The organism is Variovorax sp. dw_954 (assembly GCF_018449755.1).
Taxonomy (GTDB): domain Bacteria; phylum Pseudomonadota; class Gammaproteobacteria; order Burkholderiales; family Burkholderiaceae_C; genus Variovorax.
Window position 1 is genome coordinate 31,944 of the sequence record NZ_JAAVVD010000013.1, and the last position, 20,053, is coordinate 51,996.

Annotated in this window: 10 protein-coding genes, 1 tRNA gene and 3 pseudogenes; 4 read left to right on the forward strand and 10 right to left on the reverse strand. The window is 59.9% G+C overall.

Annotation, left to right across the window (positions count from 1 at the left end; translation table 11 throughout):
- Positions 1 to 14: 14 nt before the first annotated feature.
- The 4 genes and pseudogenes from HB681_RS20225 to HB681_RS20245 all read right to left on the reverse strand — a co-directional run.
- The gene (locus HB681_RS20225) at positions 15 to 4,823 is read right to left on the reverse strand and encodes a class I SAM-dependent methyltransferase (RefSeq protein WP_213956670.1); all 4,809 of its coding nucleotides are present in this window, start codon (positions 4,821 to 4,823) and stop codon (positions 15 to 17) included.
- A gap of 563 nt (positions 4,824 to 5,386) precedes the next feature.
- On the reverse strand, positions 5,387 to 5,986 hold the full coding sequence (locus tag HB681_RS38175; RefSeq protein ID WP_345944713.1) for a winged helix-turn-helix domain-containing protein: 600 nt from the start codon (positions 5,984 to 5,986) through the stop codon (positions 5,387 to 5,389).
- Positions 5,972 to 6,330, reverse strand: a pseudogene (locus tag HB681_RS20240) (transposase); the annotation flags it as partial. The gene HB681_RS38175 and the pseudogene HB681_RS20240, both read right to left, overlap by 15 nt.
- Positions 6,331 to 7,026: 696 nt before the next feature.
- A pseudogene (locus HB681_RS20245) lies at positions 7,027 to 7,870 on the reverse strand (site-specific integrase); the annotation flags it as partial.
- Between the two features lie 80 nt (positions 7,871 to 7,950).
- On the opposite strand from HB681_RS20245, the pseudogene HB681_RS20250 reads away from it, so the two are divergent.
- A pseudogene (locus tag HB681_RS20250) lies at positions 7,951 to 8,211 on the forward strand (IS3 family transposase); the annotation flags it as partial.
- A gap of 320 nt (positions 8,212 to 8,531) precedes the next feature.
- Here the strand turns inward: HB681_RS20250 and HB681_RS20255 are convergent.
- The 3 genes from HB681_RS20255 to HB681_RS20265 all read right to left on the reverse strand — a co-directional run bounded on the left by HB681_RS20255 (position 8,532) and on the right by HB681_RS20265 (position 10,312).
- Positions 8,532 to 8,798: a BrnA antitoxin family protein gene (locus HB681_RS20255; RefSeq protein WP_213956674.1), complete on the reverse strand. Its 267-nt coding sequence runs from the start codon at positions 8,796 to 8,798 to the stop codon at positions 8,532 to 8,534.
- Complete coding sequence (locus HB681_RS20260; RefSeq protein ID WP_213956675.1) at positions 8,782 to 9,081, reverse strand: BrnT family toxin; 300 nt, start codon at positions 9,079 to 9,081, stop codon at positions 8,782 to 8,784. Before HB681_RS20260 ends, HB681_RS20255 begins: the two co-directional genes overlap by 17 nt.
- 61 nt (positions 9,082 to 9,142) lie before the next feature.
- Positions 9,143 to 10,312: a site-specific integrase gene (locus HB681_RS20265; protein ID WP_345944706.1), complete on the reverse strand. Its 1,170-nt coding sequence runs from the start codon at positions 10,310 to 10,312 to the stop codon at positions 9,143 to 9,145.
- 157 nt (positions 10,313 to 10,469) lie between these two features.
- On the opposite strand from HB681_RS20265, the gene HB681_RS20270 reads away from it, so the two are divergent.
- The 3 genes from HB681_RS20270 to HB681_RS20280 all read left to right on the forward strand — a co-directional run bounded on the left by HB681_RS20270 (position 10,470) and on the right by HB681_RS20280 (position 12,176).
- On the forward strand, positions 10,470 to 11,534 hold the full coding sequence (locus HB681_RS20270) for a DNA-binding protein (protein ID WP_213956676.1): 1,065 nt from the start codon (positions 10,470 to 10,472) through the stop codon (positions 11,532 to 11,534).
- A gap of 60 nt (positions 11,535 to 11,594) precedes the next feature.
- On the forward strand, positions 11,595 to 11,942 hold the full coding sequence (locus tag HB681_RS20275; protein WP_213956677.1) for an H-NS histone family protein: 348 nt from the start codon (positions 11,595 to 11,597) through the stop codon (positions 11,940 to 11,942).
- Positions 11,943 to 12,100: 158 nt separating this feature from the next.
- Positions 12,101 to 12,176, forward strand: a tRNA-Arg gene (locus HB681_RS20280).
- Between the two features lie 371 nt (positions 12,177 to 12,547).
- Here the strand turns inward: HB681_RS20280 and HB681_RS20285 are convergent.
- From HB681_RS20285 to HB681_RS20295, 3 genes are read right to left on the reverse strand one after another with little or no spacing between them, the layout of a single operon-like run.
- Positions 12,548 to 13,711, reverse strand: coding sequence for an acyl-CoA dehydrogenase family protein (locus tag HB681_RS20285; RefSeq protein ID WP_213956678.1), 1,164 nt, complete (start codon positions 13,709 to 13,711; stop codon positions 12,548 to 12,550).
- A 1-nt stretch (position 13,712) separates the two neighbouring features.
- Positions 13,713 to 14,849, reverse strand: coding sequence for an aminotransferase class I/II-fold pyridoxal phosphate-dependent enzyme (locus HB681_RS20290; RefSeq protein WP_213956679.1), 1,137 nt, complete (start codon positions 14,847 to 14,849; stop codon positions 13,713 to 13,715).
- Positions 14,850 to 14,882: 33 nt separating this feature from the next.
- Positions 14,883 to 15,992, reverse strand: coding sequence for a citrate/2-methylcitrate synthase (locus HB681_RS20295; RefSeq protein WP_213956680.1), 1,110 nt, complete (start codon positions 15,990 to 15,992; stop codon positions 14,883 to 14,885).
- Positions 15,993 to 20,053: the final 4,061 nt, after the last annotated feature.

The window sequence follows — 20,053 nt, forward strand, 5'->3', positions numbered from 1 at the left end:
CCGAAGACGCGTGGTCAGTCGCGCACGGCGATGATCGAGACGAAATCCGAGACGATTCGACCTTCGGCCATCAAACGATCCTCAAGTTGGAAAAAGCGTTCCATATGGGCCGCATCCGTGGGATTGTTGGCGTCGAAATTGTGCGCGATGCCGCTCAATCCGATGCTCAACAGCCCACCGCCGAGCTCGCGGAGTTCTTGGATGCGGAAGTGGCGTCGCACGGCATCGACGATAACGGACGAGCAGACCGCTTCGGACGGATCGACCGCCACGACCTCCTCGACCGTCGGTCGGCGCAGGTGCCCACGCTCGACGCCGGAGGGCAGCTGGCGATAACGTGCGGGAAGCGAGTCCAGGAATTCATTCATGCCTTCGACCTGCGCGTCGGGCCATTGGAATCGATCGGCACCGACATACTCTTGCAGATGAAAGACGCCACCGGGGCGCAGCGCGCGACGCACCGAAGAAAACAACCGATCGAGGCCGGCGATGTGGTGGACCGAGTGGCTGGCGAACACCATGTCGTAGCCTACTTCGGGCAGATCCTCACGTTCGAGGTCCGCGACTTGGTATCGAAGACCGGACAGGCCGAGTTCGGACGCCAACCGGCGCGCTTCGATGATCGCACCCTCAGCAAGATCGAAACCATCGATGGAATTCGCGATGCCCAGCTTCGCCAGCCCTCTTTCTAGGGCCCCAAACCCGCAACCGAGTGATGCGACATGCTGCACCGGAAAACGCCAGCCGGCCGATTCAAGCACATCCATCAGGTGGTCGTAGTCGTTGCGCGCGGCATCTCCCGAAGCCTTGACGTTGAGTCGCGCCGCCACCATCGGATGCGCCATCCAGAAAAGGCCATCGGACTGCGCGCGTTGTTCAGGCGGCACGCTCCATGTGGCGACGGTTTGCTCCTTGCTGGGGTCGGGTGGCGGGGAGGCGCTTTGTGCGAGGTCGAGTTGGTCCTGGCCGTGTTCCATCTTCAGGAGACCGTTGATCGTGGCTTGGAAGCGGCGCGGGTCGCATTCCTGCGCAACGCGCGCCAGGGCGGCTTGGCGAAGCCGATCCCATTTGCCAGAATTCGTGTAGACACCGGCGCACGCTTCCGCAAAGCCCTCGCGCGTGTCGGCGCAGAGCAGTTCGATGCCGTGGCGCCAGTCCACTTGCCTTGCGATGAGCAAGCTCGACACAACGGGCAATCCCTTGCTGGCCGCCTCGTGGACCTTGTGAGCGATCCCTGCGGCGAAGCGGGTGGGGGCGACAAAGGCGCGTGCGCTGGCGTAAGCCTCATCGAGGTCGCCCACGCGGCCGTGGAAACGCACGCGTGGGCTCTCTAGCTGTGCGCGCAGCCGCGGGGCACAACTGCCCACCACACGCAACTGGTAATCAGTGCCGATCAGTCGATCGAGCTCGGGCATCACCTGCTGCACGAACCAGCGGATCGAATCGGCGTTCGGCGAATCGTCTTCTTCGAGTCGTCCGACGAAAAGGAAATCGCGCCTGCTTGCGAAATCCCCCCCCAGGGCATTGGGGGCGAGCGCGTGCCCGAGAACCCGGACATCGGCGCAGCCCTCGTTTCGAAAGCTCTGTGCCTCGGCTTCGCTGACAGCTAGCACGATGGAGGCGCTGCGCGCCAGACGCATCTCCGTCTCCAAGCTCATCGATGTCGGGTGGGGTGGCGAGGCGTGGGCACCCTGGAGCGCCTGGCGCGCACTTTCGCGTGCCGCAAAGATCGCCTCGGCATCGTAGATCACCTGCGTCGACGCCAACAACGCGGGGACCTCGCGACAGCAGTCGCGGAAGGTGATCATGTTGTGCGGTCGGCTCACGAGCACGGTGCTGTAGTAACCCACCCGGCTGCAAAGAAATTCCGTCAGGCTCGGCCGGTCCTTGCCTGCAATGAATTCCACTTCCGGCGGCAGATCGCGCCAGACGGTCGTGACGTCGAAGTCCGGGAAGTTAGTCGGGAAATGGGTGATAAACGCGCCGGCACCGTGCAGTCCATGAAGCAGCCGGCAGGCCCGGGGATTTCCCCCGCCCAGGCTCGGGATGGGAATCCGGTCGTCGATGACCAGCACGCGCTCGCCGGCATGAGGGCGCATGCGTGACAGCAGCATGCTCTCGCCATGCGGCCAATGCTGCTGGGACAGGGCAACCGCGTGCCGCTGCGCAAACAGGGCCCGATGATCTTGCATGAGGCTCGTGGCGGCCTCGGTCGAAGTCGCGCTGCCGAACTCAAAGTGGAGGATCTCGGCCATCGGCTCATAGACGATGCGATGGCCTGCCGCGCGCAGGCGCATGCACAGGTCGGTGTCTTCGTAGTACGCGGGCGCAAAGGCAGGATCGAACCCGTCAAGTGCCTCGAAGAGTTCGCGCCGGACCATCAGGAATGCGCCCGAGCAGTAGTCGACGTCGCGCCTGAAGGCAAATGCCGGATCCGCCGGATTTTCGCCGCGACCATAGCCCAGGCAGCTTCCGTCGCGCCAGATGATGGAGCCTGCTTCCTGCAGCGTGCCGTCCAGCAGCACGATCTTGGCGCCGATGGCGCCGATGTCGGCCTGCGACTCCAGCAGGCGGCACGCCGCCGACAGCGCGCCTGGTCGCACCAACGCGTCGTTGTTCAGAAACAGGAGCTGCTTGCCCTTCGCCTCGCGAGCGCCCCGGTTCGCGCCGCGCAGGAAGTGCAGGTTCTCGCTCTCGAAAACAAGTCGGCAACCGTCGACCTTTTTCATCATTGCCGGTGTGCGATCGCTGGATGCGTTGTCGACGACGATGATCTCGACGTCGATATCACAGCAGTCGCGCAGAGCCTCCAGGCAGCGGAGCGTCAGGGCGGCTTGGTTGTGCAGCACCAGAACGATCGAGACTGCCGGTCGTGCGCTGGCGGGCAGCCTAAGTCTGTCGTTGCTGGCGAGAAACCGGTCCAGACCCACTTCGCTTTGTTCCCGAAAATCCTGCTTGATCTGAAGGCTGCCGATCTTGGGGTTCGTCGGGCTGGATGCTGCAGCGGATGCCAGGGGATTCGCAAAGGGACGGCCCTGCTTGCGGCCGAAGACTTCGTAGTGATACAGCGCGTTGATGTCGAGCCGCGCCACATCCTCGTTTTGTCTCAGGTACTCGCTTGTCGAGAACCAGGGGCTTGGGTCCCGTCCTTCAGCGCCGCCGAATGCAGCGAAATGATAGGCAGCGTCCAAACCGGATCTGGCGACGTCGGAATAGTGCGACGCATACCAGCGCGCGTCGAACAGGATGGATTGACGCACGATGCGCGCGACAGGATCATGTGTCGCGCGCCAGCGGCGCAGGGCGGGTTTGAGCCAGTTGAGCAAAGCGGGGTATTGCTTTGGTGTCGGCGTGCGGCGTGGCGACGGATAGCCTGGCAACGCATCCCCGACGGTGCGTGGGCCGATGATTTCTTCATGCCGCTGCAGAAGGCTGGCCATCATCTGGCCGATCGACGCGGCGGATTCGCGCGCCTGATGTTGCAGCCGATCACACGCGGCCTTCAGTTCGCTTCGTTCGCCCAGCGCGCTTTCAAGTCGCTGCAATGCCGAACTCTCGCGTTGCCTAGCGTCGCGCTGCTGCCGATCCAGCGCGTCGTGTTGCAGTTGCATGGTACGCGCTTGTTCGACAAGGTGATCGCGCTCCTTTCGCAGAGCCCCCTGCTCGGCCCGATGCGCGCCTTCGAGGTCGGTCGAACGCGCCGTGGCCTCGCGAAGCTGCTTGGACAGCATGTCGCGTTCGGTTTGAAGCGCCTGTTTTTGGGCTAGGTGGGAGCCTTGCATCTCACCTTGACGCGCAATCAGCGCATCCCGCTCAGTCAGCACGTTGTTGAGTCTGTTTTTCAGCGCTGTCGCTTCGCCCTGCGCCATGTCTCGCTGACGGCCGAGCTCGCCCAACTGTTGTTGCGTGGCAGCGAACATTTCGGCTGATTGGCGCGGCAGGCCCGCGCTCTGCTGCTGGAACGACGCACGTGCCTCGTCTTCGCGGGCAAGTGCGCTCCAGGTGCCCCCAAGCTGCGCGAAGCGCTCCCGAATCGCGTAGATCGACGCGCCATCTGCACTGCACAGTCGAGCTACCGCGGCAGGCGTTCCTGGACCATGAGCGATCACCCCCAGCCCATGACCATGCAGGAACTCGAATGTCGCGAACTTGTCTTGGAATTCCTTGAATAGTCGGTGGACGCCAAAACCGTCGCGACGTACGTTCGTATCGTGCAGAAGCAGCACGGACTTCGCAGACAATTTCGGCTTCCAGACCTCATAGTCGTGGCGGACAGCCTCGTAGCTGTGATAGCCGTCGATGTGCAACAGGTCGATGGACCCATCGGCAAACTGTTCAACCGCCTGATCAAAGTCGCACCGGATCAGCTCGGAAAATGTCCCGTAGCGCACCTCGTTGAACTGGACCACCTCTTCATAGACACTGTCGCCCACCTCGCCGGCGTGCGGGTCGCCTTGCCAGTGATCGATGGCATAGCAGCGCGTCGGCAACGCCCCATGTACGACCCCCTCGCAAAATGCGCTGTAGGACACGCCATGGTGGGTCCCCAATTCCACCAGCAGGCAAGGCTCGCAGGCGGGGACGATCCAGGAGGCGAAGGGCACGTGCGCCCACCACCCGCTGCGCTTGCCGATGCGCTGCGGCCGCCTGAACATGCCCGCCAAGGCAGGCGAAATGATCTCGTCCAATGAGGTGGATGCCCGCGCTGAATTGGAAGCGGCCGAATTCGACGGCGCCGCGGCCGCAAGTCGCGCAGTCCGGTAGTGAACGAGGTCGCTGCCGGCAACCAGATCGTCGTCCTCAGATTCTCGTGCCTTGGCCATTTCAACTCACCCCATCTCGGAAACTACTCGATGTGCAGGGGTCGTGCCGACCACAAGCGCGTAATCGGCATTGCAGCGCACTATCCTTGTCTTGGCAAGGCCAATGGACCGGCATTGCGGGGTGCTGTGGACTGCATTGCCGCAAGCAAGCACCAAGCAACCATGTTGTGAGGTTTGCCGGCGTGACGCTTTTCTATTTCACGTGGTTCTGTGCCGGCGAAGGACACGCGATCACTGACCTCGGACGTCAAGAGTCAGCCGTTGGGCACTCAACCACGCGTCGCCGAGCCGCGCGCCACGCCACTTTGGCTTCGAACTTATGAAGCAGTCACCGGGTATCGAAGTCGGTGCACGTGCCGCACAAAGGGGTTCTCGGGGCGCGCTGACCGATACCATGGGCGGGCAGGTGCAATTGATGCTGGCCACGTTGTTACTCAGCAGTCCGTAATATAGGCGACAGATGGCATCTGGAAGAACGACCGCACCAGTCGCCGGTTCTTCTGCATTTGGCGCAGCTGTTGCTCGACTCGGATGGCCAGTTTCTCGCCGCGGCGCGCAGCGCGTTACGGGCCACGCCTGTTCGCTTGACATGACTCCACACCAGCTCGTCCGGGCTCAGGTCGGGTGCGTAGCCGGGCAAGATGTGCATGGTGAGCTTGCCATTGGTTGAAGCGATGTATTCGCGCACGTTGCCCGGGGCGCTCGACGACCGGGGTCTTGCCCCGCACCGGCCAAGTCTTGCCGTGCACCGTGTCTGCGCGAAAGCCGGACTCGTCCCAGAAGTAGACGTCGGCCTCGGTTTGCCTCGCAGCAGCAGCGATACCGGGGTAGGTCTCACGCTGCCAGCGCTCGATGGCTTGCGGGTCGCGCTGGTAGGCGCGCTGCAACGGCTTCTGCGGCGACATCCCCCAGCGCGCCAACAACCTGCCCTCAGCCGTGACGCCCAGCTTCACGCTGAACTTCTGCTCGATCAGGGTGGCGGCGATCTGGCGCGTCCACAGGCCGAAGTCCAGTCCGTACTGTCGCGGGTCGCGTCCGTTGATCCAACGAAATACTTGCTCCTGCTGCTTGATGGTGAGCTTGGCCGGCCGGCCCGTCGCCGGCGTGGACGCCAGCGCATCGACCTCGGGTGGGTTGCGGTAGCTGTCGCGGGAGAGCCCCACAAGCCTGCATGCGCGCCGCTCGCTCAGATCGCATTGATCGATCATGGTGGCGATGGCGGCACGCTTGGCCTGTGGGGCTATCGCTTTACCCCCAAGGCGGTGTTCAGCGCATGAATGTCCAGGTGGGCTTCGGCCAACAGCTTCTTGAGCTTGTTGTTCTCGGCCTCGAGTTCACGCAGCCGCCTGGCATCGGGCACATCCATGCCGCCGTACTTGGCGCGCCATTTGTAGAAGGTGGCGTCGCTGAAGCCGCCCTTGCGGCACAGCTCCTTGATCGGCAAACCGGCCTCGGCCTGCTTGATGAAACCGATGATCTGCTCTTCGGTGAATCTACTCTTTCTCATGTCCGTCATTCTCCAAGTTGACGGACTTCACTGCCATTACGCTGGTACGGCTGGGAGGGGGCAGGTCAGTCGCGCCGTGAAAGCCCGACTTGCTCGCCCCGGTGCGGTCGCTCGCGTGGTGAGCGTGATCCTTGGGATCGCAGCCCTGTCGACCTGCTGGCGCTTCGACGGCACCAATTCGCTTGGGTGCGCCGGGAGACCGGCAAGGAGTAAGTGGTGAAAGTCCACCGCAATGAAGGAATAGCGAACCGCATTGGCCCCGAGCCGTGCGCAGGCATCCGCGAGGGTGTCGGCGAAGCGTCGGTAGGGGAACGCAGCGTATGACGTCGCGTGCATTCAAGACCTATTGCACAGGCTGGCGACTATTTCTCTCTTGGGCGAGTACCAGTGGGGAATTGATGTTGGCTGTACGCAGCGTGCTGTTTGGGGTCAGGACATTGCCCGGTACAGGATGAAGCTGCCTGGGCCAGGCCGCACGCCATGGTTCACGAAGGAGTTTGTCGATCAGATCCTGCAGGAGACTCATTTGAGCTTGGCTCGAGCAGATCGGGAGGCGTGATGGGCACGGTCATCAGCTTGCCATCTCGGGGTCGCTCGGTGCTTCCCGATGATGCGCCTTGGATCCCGGGGAGCGCTCAGAAAACGCCAACAGGCAGTGACGTTCGCGACGAGCGCGAACCGGGCGCACACTACCTGTCACTCGTCGTCAAGCATCCGGCTCGCCTTGCTGCCCAGTGAGCTCTCGGCGCGGAAGTAACCCATCACGGTCGTGACGCTGTGATGCCCCGTCATCGCCATTGTTTCGGGCAGCGACATCGCCTGTCGCCCGGACTCCGTCACAAAGCCCGCCCGCAGCGAGTGCGCAGAAAAATCCCCCTCGACGCCGGCGAGCACACACCGCTCCTTGACGATATCGCGCACCGCGGCGGGTGCCAGGGGCTCGCCCAGATGCCCGCCCTTGCGGATGCGGCGGAAGAGGGCGCCTTCCTTGATCCCGCTGGCAGCCAGCCAGGCCTGCATCGCCAGCGCAGCGCTGCCCACAAGCGGCTTCACGTCTTCCGGGCGTTCGGCGCCGGTCTGGTTCGTCTTGGAGTGCCCCAGGGTGTAAACGTAGGCGATTGCGCAGGCATGGGGATTGACCCGCCGCAGGTTTTCAAAGGTCGCCCCCGCCACTTCGGAGCGACGCCGCCCGCCCGAAGCCCACGCAAACAGGAGCAGCGCGCGATCGCGCTTGCCGCGCAGGGTGTCATCACAGGTCGCCAGCACCGCCTGCAGCGGATCCTTTGTCAGCGCGCGCTGCTTGTGCGCGCGCGCGCCACGTTGCGCGTAGGCACGGCGCGTGCGGCCCAGCAGTTCCCGCACCAGGGCATCGCCGCACGGATTGTTTTCCTTCGCCAACTGATGTGCTTTCGAAAGCACCGCCACGCGGTGCACCAGCGTATTGAGCGCCGGCCACCCCCAGCTTTGCCTTGTACCCGTTGGCCACGAGCGCCTGGTCGATCTCGGGCGGCAGTTCATGCACGAGTTTGGACTTCGTTCTGGCAGCGGATTTCGAGCTCGCCGGCGTTTTCGCGTCCATCGCGTTGCCGTTACCGTCACGCGCGTACGTGGGCTGCCGGCTTCGTGCGTTGGTACAACCATGATCATCGACACAGCGGCATCCGCTACGTCAGCCCAGCGCAGCGCCACGACGGTGAAGACCAGGCCATCCTTGCTGCGCGTCACGCGCTGTACACCTGTGCCCGCGCGCTCAACCCAGCGCGCTGGTCAGGCCCCACACGCAACTGGTCGCCTATCGGCCCAGTGACCCTCAACCCCGAACGAGACTGCATCGTTCAGGCAAATGCGAGGGTGCCAGACATACAGCCGCTGGCTGCATGAATCAGGCGACAACTGCCTTGACGCGCGCCGCCCTTCAGGCGCGGCTTGTCGCACGTGATCGGCGACCGTGCTCCCTTGCCAAGCCATTGCTGCGGGGCATCCCGGTGACGCAATTCCTCTCGACGCTTGCGAACCAAATTTGTCACTTCGTCCTTGTGCGAAGCAAATCCGTCACTCTGCAAAAGCGGCGCTGGGTGCCGCCGTGTGGTGCGACCCAGTGGCGCCCAACGTTCATTGCCAAAAGTGGGGGGGTGTGAAACCTCTTCGCGCCGGGCGCGACAATCACTCAACGCATTGGGCACCCAGAGCAGGAAATTCGCTCAATGTGCGCGAAGCTTCTCCTGCAGCCAGACCTTGATCAGCGACTGGTACGGCACATCGCGGGCATTGGCCGCGACCTTGATCGAGTCCAGCAAATGCTGGGGCAACCGCAGCGAAATCGTCTTCGTCGTCGGCTTCAAATTGGGCAGGGTGACCTTCGCAGCTTTTGACCAGTCCAGGTGATCCGATGAGTCATGCTTCTCCCAGTACGCACGCTCTTGCGCTTCGCTGGTGAACTTTGGGATGGCTTTAGTCTGCTTGCTCATAGATGGCGCGCTCCTTTCGGTGCATGTCCCTTGCCGAGATGACACGGATCAACAGATTGGACTGACGCAACGTGAACGTGACATGCAATGCTCTCCCATCGTCGGTCTTTCCCAATGCGTGGAACCTAGCTTCCAGATGGCTATGGGCCACGTCTTCCAGGAGCAGCAAAGGCGCGTTGAAGAAGAGTTGCTCGGCTTCTGCCGTTGACACACCGTGCTTTTCGTTCTTGCGCGCATTGCCCTTGTCCCATTCAAACCCGATGACGGGGCCCAGCTCAATCATCTTTGTATATTACCATCATGTACAGAAATCGGGCTTTCGTCTCTGCCGGCGCGATTCATCGTCAATCCTCATCGAGCATGCGGCTCGCCTTGCTGTTGAGCGAGCTTTCAGCGCGGAAGTAGCCCATGACGGTGGCCACGCTGTGGTGCCCGGTCATCGCCATGGTCTCCGGCAATGACATGGCCTGCTTGCCGGCTTCCGTCACAAACCCCGCCCGCAACGAGTGCGCAGAAAACTCTCCTTCCACCCCCGCCAGCGCACAGCGCTCCTTCACGATGTCGCGCACGGCCGCCGGTGCCAGCGGCTCGCCCAGATGGCCACCTTTGCGGATGCGACGGAAGAGGGCGCCTTCCTTGATGCCGCTGGCGGCAAGCCACGCTTGCATCGCCAGCGCCGCGGTTCCGACCAAGGGTTTGATGTCCTCGGGACGGTCCTGGCCGGACTGGTTGGTCTTGGAGTGAGTGAGGGTGTAGACAAACGACTTGGCGTCGACGCGCCGCAGGTTCTCCAGCGTCGCGCCGGCGACCTCCGACCGACGCCTGCCACCGGTGGCCCAGGCAAACAGGAGCAGGGCGCGGTCGCGCTTTCCGCGCAGCGTCTCGTCGCAGGTGGCTAGAACGAGTTGCAACGGATCTTTCGTGAGTGCGCGTTGCTTGCGCGGGCGGGAACCGCGTTGGGCGTAGGCACGACGTGTCCTGCCAAGCAATTCGCGCACGAGCGCGTCGCCGCAGGGATTGCTTTCCTTGGCCAGCTGATGTGCTTTCGAAAGCACCGCCACCCGATGCACCAGCGTGCTGAGCGCCGGCACTCCAATTTTTGCCTTGTACCCATTGGCCACCAGCGCCTGATCGATCTCCGGCGGCAGCTCATTCACCAGCCCGCTTTTCAGATTCGCCGCTGATCTCGAATTCGTAGTTGTTTTTGCTGCTGATTTCACGTGGGCCGCTGCGCCTTCGGTGTCTGCGTTATCCGCGGAGTCCTCGTCGACGGTGTCGGCCTTGCGCGCTGCGTGATCGACGATGAACTGGATCACAACCGGAACGGGCACCGGCAATTGCAGCGCCTGACCGTAGCGCGCGGCGAACCAGGCGCACCAGTAGCGCATGGCCGAGGCATAGGAGGCACGCGTGTTGGCCGATTCACCCTGGCGCAGGAGCGCCCGCGCCGCCGCCTCGGCGGTTTGCGTAAGCCGGGTTGGCTCGAGTGCCGGGCGCCATTCGGGGGCGTTCACGAGCGAGGGGTGCGGATTGGAGGGATCGCTAGAAATATTCATACATATGACATATGATCTGCTACATCATACGCCGATAGGTCACGATAACTATCCCTTATCGAGGGTAAATATTACGGGGAAGGGCGGTCGTTCGCCTGAAAGTTGCGAGGTTCAAATGGCTGAGATTCAACAGTTTCGACGTGGTATTCAGGAAGAAGACGTGTTCGGGGCCGCGGATGCGCTCCTGGCCGAGGGCTTGAGGCCCACCATCGAGCGCGTGCGGCTCAAGATCGGGCGCGGGTCGCCCAATACCGTCAGCCCGATGCTGGAGAAATGGTTCGGCACGCTGGCGTCACGGCTGGCCGGTGGCGAGAACCCCGCGGCCAATCTCGCGGCGGGCAATGACGCGGACGGTGTGCCGGTGAGCGTGCGGAACGCGACCCGGCTACTCTGGGAGACGGCGCGGCGCGAAGCTGATGATGTTCAGCGGCAGGAGCTTGGGAGCGCCCGGGCGCAGCTCGATGAAACGGCCAATGTACTAGCGGTTGGCCAGGCCGACCTGGCGCAGCGCGAAGCTGCGTTTGAACAGGCCCGGGCCAGCCTGGACGCCGCGCTGGCCTCCTCGCAGCAGGCGCGCGCGACGCTGGAGCGACAACTGGCCGAACAGACGGCCGAGGCTGCACGGCTGCGGGCCATGTCAGAAGCGGAGATCGCCCGGCTGAACGCCCTCCTCCAGCAGTCTCACGCCAGCAAGGAACTGCTGCGGCAGGAGCACACGAAGGCGCTGGCCGAGCGGGACAAGGATGCCAAGGCGGAGCGGGAACGCCACGCCGCCTTGGAACGCCACTCGCATGAGGAGGTCGACCGTGCCCGCCAGGCCTCGAAGCAGCTGGAAGCCGGCTTGGCCCGGGAACAGCAGCAGCGCTTGCGCAGTGAAGAAGCCGCAGCCCAGACGCTGGAGGCCGGCCGCCGGATGCTGCGCGAGACACAGCAGGCGGCCCAGCAGGTCGAGCGCGAGCTTCGCGATCAACTCTCCCTGCAGGTGAGCCTGCTGGCGCTGGCGCAATCGGAAGGCTCGGCGCTCCAGCAACGACTCGACGATGCTCTGCGGCAACTCAGCGAAGAAAAGACATCACATGAGGACACTCGCGCGCTCCTGGTCGGCGCGATAGGCGCCGGGCGCAAGGTTGCCACTCGTGGATCCGGCGCTCGCTTAAAAGCCAAGCGACTTCGGGGGTAGTTGCTATTAATAGCGGCGCGATCGGATTATTATTCCACGTTGAAAAAATCAGGATAAGCAATGGCAACTCTTTCTCTCGCCGAAATCGATGCCCAGATCAAGGAGCACGAGGGGCAAATCGCGCAGCTGCAAGCCACCGCCGCGAAGCAACGCGAGGAAGAAATCGGCCGGGTCGTTCAAGAGTTGCGGCGGAAGATTGCTGAATACCGCATATCCGCGAAAGAACTCGGTTTGACCGGCAAATCGTCGGTGCCGGGTCGTCGTATCGCTCCGGCGGGCGCGACTCCCACGGGTCCCACTTATACGGGGCCGAAGGGCGAAAAATGGGTCGGTGGCTCGCGCGGGCGCAAACCGCGCTGGCTCGCTGAGCAGTTGGCAAAGGTAAAGGTCCCATCCGAGTCCACGTAGACCCATGACGCGGCCCCGGATTTGCAGCGAGGGTTCCGTCAGCGCCATCGCTTCTGCTAGGAAGCCGCATCGCCAAGACTGATGCCACGCCACCGCAAGGCTGCGGCTACCCGCGAATCGTTAATAGTCGAGGTTGTCGATCCCCTCACGTCAGACCTCTCGCCGTATTTCAATGGATCAGAAGTCGGCCCTCCGAAGGCCGAGATCCAGGTTCGAATTCTGGCGGCGGGACCATGTGCCAGTAGGTGTTGCCGGGCCGTTTAAGTAGCACCCTTTTGGTCATCAAAATGAGTTTTCGTCGCCGTCTCATTCATGGGTAATCGTCCTTTTCGTGCATGTATGGACCCCGCGCCATTTGCAAGCTCTTTTCGGGGTGATCGTCCTTTTGGTGCGGCTTGTCAAGGTTAGGGCAAAAATACCATTACGGATCAACGACTTGAGTGAAGGGCTTCTCGCGCAAATCATCCGAAATGCAAGCTGCTGATTTCAATGGCGTTTTTACTCGCCGCCCGTGGCAATCCGCACCGAAAGGACGATTACCTCACATCGAGCTGGGGCAGACCGTTACCAGCACGCGCGTGCCAAAGTCGCTACACCAAAGCTGGTCATATACGAAAAACATCAGTGTGTTCGCCAAGAAGAATCGCACCAGCAATCTTAAAGAATTCTGTTCCCACGCCGGCATGTTGCGCTAACGTCTGAACGTCGCGCAAGCGACGTTGTACCGATGCGTTCTGAAGCGCAGAGCTTCCAGCCAGTCGAAATGCTTCTCCAGCCACGTGGACCGCAACAGGCACAGCGTATGAGCTTGCCGTGCGCATACGCGCGCGTTCAATGAGCGAAAAAGACTCGCCGGACAACGCCTTCGTCCACGCCCGATTTGCGTGGTCATATACAAGCGCTCGAGCGGCGCCTAGGTTCGCATCGAGTTCACCTATGCTGTTTTGGAACAATGAAGACCGTGCTACTTTCTCGAATCCATACGCCGAAATCCTACCTTTGGACGAGATTGAGCAGAGGTCATTAAGCAACGCAGTTGCAGTTCCGAGCGCCACTGCGGCAATGAAGAGTGCAAGTGGCGCAACAGAAGGCAATTTAAATGCGGGCGCGCTTATTGATGACGTAGCGCCAAAGAGCTGGCATGTCCAGTCATCAGCGAAAAATACACTATCAGCACGGAGGTCATGGCTCGCTGTGCCCCTTAGTCCGAGGGTGTCCCAAGTTTCAACGATCGCCAGCGCTGAGGACGGGCAAATAGCAAGCCGCATTTGTGGCCTCCCATTGTCCATTAACTGATACTCCCCGCCGTGCCGAACCTTCGCCTGCACGGCGAAAATGTCACAATGGTGGCTGCCACTTGCGAACGGCCATTGACCGGAAATGGAATAGCCGCCGCTTTCAGGCACTGCGTCCCCTCTTGGTGCATGAGATCCGCCGCATATTACATCCGGTCCATTGTCGTAGATAGCTTCAAATGTCGCATGCGGCAGAAGACCTAGAACCAACACATTGCTCGCGGCGATCATCACGCACCATCCGGTCGAGGCATCCAAACTAGACAAAACCTCGATGACTTCTAAGGTTTCAGCAAGGGACATCTCTAAACCCCCGTAGAAGCGGGGAACCATCATTCTGAAACAACCCGCCTGGCGCAACTGAGCTAGCAAATCGCGGGGAATTGTGCCGCCTCGCTCGATATCAGTTGCGCGCTCCTCAATCGTCGGCGCCAGTTGGCGGATGGCATCAACAACTGATGTACGCATCGCCATATCACCTTCCGGAAGCACGCGTCTCGCGAATATTGGGAAGCACCATCGAAAACTGACTTAGAAATTCCGCCACTACTTTCTTATTTCTGGCCAATGCGATGCGAATAAGTCTCGCACCATCTTCTGGCCGTTCCCAGTAAAACTGTCGACAGGGCAGTACGTGAACTCCACGACTTGTCAAAAACTTGTACGCCTTCTCAGCCTGAAGCGAGGTCGGAAGCTGCAGCCTGCAGACACTGATACGGGCGTCGCAATCTGGGACCTTAATATCTTCGAAGCCGTCTAGGGCATCTACAATCATCTTCCGATTCTCAGCGATCAGCGCGTGCAATCTTTCGAAACCTCCTGCAGCTCCGTCAAGCGAGAATACTTCCACTAATTGCAAGAGAAACGGAGAAACAGTTAGCAGGACGTCACTGAGGCAATGGTGGACTTTCTCTCGAAAGCCCTCACTGACTGCAAGGAATCCAAGCTTTAACTCTTGGAGCGGCCACAACTTCCCCGTGTCTTCGACCAGCACGTACTCGACGCCTGTGCGCTCGAGCACCGCATAGTGATCAAACTGTGCACGAATATCGAATCCACGAAAGGACACATCAAGACACAGGACCTTCCCCTTGCGAAGGCAGTAGCAGCAAAGCCCTTCCAGAGCACTCTGAGTAAGTACCCATCCTGTTGGATTGTTCGGAGTCGTTATGAAGAGGCACGTTGCCTGCTTGTCGACCTCGTCGGAGAATCGAATCTCAGCAATTTCGCTCTCGCTCATGGACATGACCGGAACCACTTTGGAGAGAATGGCGTGGATGTTGTCGAACGTAGGATGCAGCATTGCGACACGATGGCCTCTTAGCGCGTTGGCTAGCACCATGGTAGCTACTGAAGAAGAGTACACGCTATAGACCCGGCCGGCCTGGACAGGTGCCATATGCTGCCCAAGAGCAGTAAGGAACGCGGTTTGCGCTTTGCGTTCAATCTCGGAGAAAATCTGCTGACGAGAAAACCAGAAAAGATCCGGAAATTGTGCGACCACATCACACTGTGATTTTGTCAAATCTTGGCGCGGGTGCCCGTCAGCGAGGTTGAGCTCCGCGCCGATCGCGCGCAGTTCGAGCTCGGTGAGATTGAGATCTGTTGTCATGTATACACTACTTATGCTCACCAAATCCAAAAACTAAGTGTCCTCTGGCAGGGCCGGACCAGCCCAGCTCGAGGCGGGACTCACTATGCGCCCTCCTCGGGCAATGTACTCAATCACATGTGCAGACCATCCGAGTGTTCGCGATGCTGCAAATACACAGGGGAAAAGTTCCGCCGCAATCCCGACCCCGCTCAATACGCCACCCGCAAAATAGTCCATGTTCGTAAAGTTTGGTCGGTCAGGATGTCTCCGGTTGAGCTCGCGCAGGACAACGTGTTCGACAGCAAGCGCCAATTCGTGATAAGCAGGGTTGGCAAGGCGGCAGACGTCAGCCAAAATTCTTGCTCGTGGGTCGTACTTGCGATACTCCCGATGGCCAAAGCCCATAATGCGCTCATTACGGGCGAATCTCTCAGCCACGAAAACCTCCGCGCGCTCCGGCGTACCCACTTGCTCGAGCATCCGCGTCGCCTCGGCAATCGCCCCACCATGCGCTGGTCCCTTCAGTGCACAAATTGCAGCGACGACGGAGGACCACAGATCGCTGCCCGTCGATCCAACAACTTGCGCCGTAAATGTAGAAGGGCTGAGCGCATGATCTGCAGTGACAACAAAATAGGCTTCTAGCCAACGAACCTCCGCCTCTTCGGGCTGTGTCCCGCGAAGCATATACATAAAATTCGCGACATGACCAAGTTCCGAGTGGGGAAGTACTGGAGTAAGACCAAGTCGTTGACGCTGGAACGCTGCAATTGCCGTTGCGGCTACTGCCGTAATCTGGAGGGCTTCGGACGGATTGATGTGTTTTGAGTTGCGCTCTGCTCCTTGAGCAGACAACACTGTACGCAACGCGTCCATCGGATCCGCTACCGGCGGCAGACCGGATAGGGCTAGGCGTGCTGATTTGCCTAAATGCCGCGCCTTAGCGAACTCCTCGCGAATTCGTGAAAGCTCCGAAGGATTTGGTGACCAGCCATAAAGCAGGAGAAATGCAACCTCTTCATAGCTCTTATTGACCAAAGACTCGATGGCATTGCCGCCGCGATAGATCAACCGACCATTTTCTCCATCGACGTGGCTGATTTCGGTCTCGGCGACGATGACGCCCTCAAGACCTGATCGGAACTCTGCGTTTGCTTTCATTTTTTCGCTCTATCTGCCGTTTGCAAGCAGAATTTGCCCGCCAGTAATCGTTTCTGAGAAGGAGAAGCGATATCCACGAATAATCTCAACTGGGCGAAGCAAACTCAGCTCGTCGTGCGGTGAATCAAAAAATTCAACTTCTGCAGCACCCGACCACACATTGCCAATCCGCTGATCCGTTGAGCCACCGGTTACCAATTCGTCAACTGGAAGTCTGTTCGGATCCCAAGCTGGGAAGCATCGCGAATGCACCAACGGAGCGAGCATGATGGGCGGTGGCTCGGCCTTTTCGGTGAGCGTTACACGTACTTCAGCTAGCCGTCGGTCGGTAGCAGCCAGGGTCCCTGAGAAACATGACCCCGGCCCCACGCCGGGCGAAGCGCGGCCAGAATCAAACGTGCGAGTGATTCCAATGCTTCCCATCTTCTTTGGGTATCCTTGAATTAGCCCACGAACGAGCGAAAAATCTCGGTCAACCCAACAAAAGGGGCATCGAACTACCGATTTCCCCTGCCAACGAGCCGATAAGGCAATATAAAACTCACGGTATTGGGATCGAACAGGGTCCAGAAGCTCAATGCCAGCGTCTGTGCAAGACTGCCAGTCCCCGAATATTGCTGCCGCTAAATCGGGGATCTCACCTTCCTCCAAGCCAGTTGGCAAAAACGCTTTGACTGCGTTCCGGTCCGCCCGGTACTCAACCAAAAGGACATCGCCGGAGAAGTGCCATGGCGGAGGGGGAACCAAGGACGAGCGCCCAGATGGGGATAACGGAAGCGTGTAGCCCGAGAGTTTCATGTCCATCATTTCCTCTAGAGTCACGCCTGCGGCGACAGTTAGTAAACGATTCTTGATCCTGAGGATATTCTCTGCTCGCGAGATTTACGAAGATCACGTGTGACGTTTAGTCTCAATAACCAACGGTCCTTCCCATCGTACCGAGCTCGAAACGCGTCGCGCCCATGTACCGCCCGATAGTTGTCTACGAAACAGATTTCACCAGGCTGCAGTGCATAACCTTTCAGCCCAGCAGCTACGCTACGATAGAGGGCTCCCATAGACTTTGCGGCTCTCACATCGCCGTCCAGGGGCTCCGAAAAGAACTGATCGAGCCGCATATAAGGCGAATCCGGATCGCCGAAGAGTAGCGGGACTGGATTGGAGTCAGCAATCATCTTCTCTATCGACGCCTTTGCTCTCGCAAGCAGCTGAAGCTGTTTTGCCCCCCCCTCTTTTGCGCTGTTCGCGTTTAGATGCGATTCGTCCGGCACGATTCGGAATCGAGGCTCATACAGCACGGCATCCTGCCGCACGTCGGGATGAAGGTCATGAACACAAGTGAACGTCGTCTTAGTGTTGCACGGATTGCGAAGGCACATTAATCCAACGTAGTCGGCGCGCAGTGGATGAAATGAATCCTCCGTGTGCCAAGTAAGAGTCTCGGCGCTACTTGATGCAAGTTGCTCCATTTCGTCACATGGCGTTGGCACGATAGTGTGCACTATGCGACCACCATGCTTGGTCGCCCATCCGAATGGTGAGCCAAGAAGGCACGCGCAAAGGATGAAGAACACTTCGGCAGACCGGGCGGTGTCTAAGGCGCCTCTCCAATCTGAGGGTGTCGTACCCAGCGCGTCATCGTCAATGGGAAATCCGCGCACCAAACAAATGCACGCCGGCTCTTCTAGCCGAAAGCGATTGAGTTCACTACGCAGACCTCGGGGCAGTTCCTGTGCATAAGTCTCAGTCATCCCCGGCAGCGTGTGATTCTTTTCGCTCGAGAAACTATGGACTAGCTCTTCGCAGAGCTGAACGGCTGCGTCACGTTCATCGCGCTCTAACTGAACTACGAAAAGGTGTGGCAACCGATCAATGCCCATCCCGTAACCTCCGCTCCGTTAAAGCCATAGACGTCATTTCTCTAAATTCGTTTTGCCGCGATCCGGCTGCCGAAACCCATATTCCACGATGTCATCTCTGACAAAAGAACACCCCCACCGTGGTAGAACCTAGAGTGCTATGATTCGCCAGCCGGTTTGCGCCGATATTGATTGGTGCAAAGCACCGGACGCACCATCCCCGATTCCCACTATTACACCTGGTACCCGCTGATGTGGAGCAATCGCAGCACTCACTGCCGCAGAGTTTGCCGAAGTTCGGTTCTCATAGCCGTCCGAAACGACCACAACCATCGGAGTGGCGCAGCCCTTGTACAACCATCGATTACGACAATGCAAAAGCGCTGTCGTAAGTCCTTCAAGTAGCGGGGTGCGGCCACGGGGACGCAGTCGCTGAACTAAGTCATTAATGGGCTCCGAGTATTTGCCAAACGGAATGGCCAAATGTGCGTTAACGCCTCCAGCTACGACCAGTGCGAGCCGATCACCGCGCCGGCTCTCCAAAAGAATGTGCCTTATCAGTTCGCGGGCTAGGTGAAAGGAGCCGTCCTTACCCATTGACCAAGACGCATCCAAAACAAAGACGCGTGCAATATTGGGACGGCCTTGTCGCGCTCGGCGCACTACATCGGATTCAAGTAGCTCTAGTGGCAGTAGCTTGGTGGCTAATGCACCACTTGATAGTAGGCGGAAAATGGCCGTGCGTACGGTAGCTAAGATTGCCAGGCAGCCAGGGATCCGCATAGGCAAGATTGAGGCAGCGGCTCCGCCAACTGCGCTACCCGAACATAGCGGCGCCAAATTGCTGGTGCGACCCATGCGCTCCAGCAGCCAAGGTCGGGTGGAAAGTCGAATTGCACTCGTAAGCCTGCTTATAGAACGGAGTTCCAAAACCAACGCGCGAACGGCGGGCAACTCGACTTCGGAGTGAATACTGCTCGTCGCATCGAAGCCTCCGCCAGGGTTGAATTGCTTCGAAGTGGTTCCTGAGTCATGTGACCCAGAAGGCTCACCGCTGAGGCCATCTTGAGGCCCATCGTCTGGGTCGCTGCTTTCGGCCTCATTCGCCGAGACTAGCGTTCGCCATGGCTCACCTGAGGATATTAGGAGCTTATCCAATGAGTCGAATGCATCATCCAACCCCAAACGTCTATTCACGGTTCGCAACACCTCGCGCGGATCCCGGCAGCGATGGGCCAACGCCAGGGCCGACGCTATGGCGACGTCATGGGAATTCACCTCGGTGCGTTGCGCCAGCGCAGCAATCGCCGCGGCTGAACGCAATATAACGATGTCTGCGCGGTGACTCTCCACGCCAAGCTCCGCAGTGATCGCCGCGACGCTTCTTAGCGTATCGGCTCGACGAAAGTTGACTTGTGGTAGCAATGCGCGAGCAGCTAATATCTGCTTCGATAGCACCGAATCAATCTCTCGGAGCCGGCGCGTGTTCGTGTCCCCGTCGGCGTCGAGTTGGCAGTTCATTATGTGCACTCGGAGTGTTACGTCCCTAACTCCCTCCACGTCAACACACAATCCAAAACGGTCGAGGATCTGTGGACGCAGGTGACCCTCACTTGGATTCATTGTCCCAATAAGAGAGAAGCTCGCCGGGTGGGACAACGAGAGGCCTTCCCGTTCGACGCGATGGACTCCGGAACTCGCCGCGTCTAGAAGCGCGTCAAGGAGATGGTCGGGGACAAGATTTACTTCGTCCAGGTACAGGAACCCGCGATGTGCTTGGGCGAGAAGTCCGGGTATTACTCGGCTTGTGCCATCTTTGAGAAGCGCTTGAAGGTCAACAGTTCCGAGCAGACGGTCCTCGGTCGTACCAATTGGCAATGTGATAAAGGGCGTCTTGCGCCACACCAACTCAAGCTTGCCTTCAGCGAACAGTTTCCTACAGGACTCGCAGGTGATCCCCGGATGCTCAGCATCGCAGTTATAGCTGCAACCGTCTACTGACCTAATCTCCGGCAGTAGGCGCTCGAAAGAGCGCACGGCCATTGACTTTCCGGTCCCGGGCGCACCGCGAACAAGCACCCCGCCGATGGCGGGCTCGATGCTGCTGATCAGTAACGCTGACTGTAATCTCAGTTGACCGACAATGGCACTAAACGGAATGCTGCGGCCCCGCGCACCCCCTCCCTCCATGCGATGTTCAGG

Excerpts from the sequence above, each read along its gene's own strand:
- HB681_RS20260 (WP_213956675.1), bottom strand. The coding sequence starts at position 9,081 with ATGATTGAGCTGGGCCCCGTCATCGGGTTTGAATGGGACAAGGGCAAT.
- HB681_RS20255 (WP_213956674.1), bottom strand. The coding sequence starts at position 8,798 with ATGAGCAAGCAGACTAAAGCCATCCCAAAGTTCACCAGCGAAGCGCAA.
- HB681_RS20225 (WP_213956670.1), bottom strand. The coding sequence starts at position 4,823 with ATGGCCAAGGCACGAGAATCTGAGGACGACGATCTGGTTGCCGGCAGC.
- HB681_RS20285 (WP_213956678.1), bottom strand. The coding sequence starts at position 13,711 with ATGGCGATGCGTACATCAGTTGTTGATGCCATCCGCCAACTGGCGCCG.
- HB681_RS20275 (WP_213956677.1), top strand. The coding sequence starts at position 11,595 with ATGGCAACTCTTTCTCTCGCCGAAATCGATGCCCAGATCAAGGAGCAC.
- HB681_RS20290 (WP_213956679.1), bottom strand. The coding sequence starts at position 14,849 with ATGACAACAGATCTCAATCTCACCGAGCTCGAACTGCGCGCGATCGGC.
- HB681_RS20270 (WP_213956676.1), top strand. The coding sequence starts at position 10,470 with ATGGCTGAGATTCAACAGTTTCGACGTGGTATTCAGGAAGAAGACGTG.
- HB681_RS20295 (WP_213956680.1), bottom strand. The coding sequence starts at position 15,992 with ATGAAAGCAAACGCAGAGTTCCGATCAGGTCTTGAGGGCGTCATCGTC.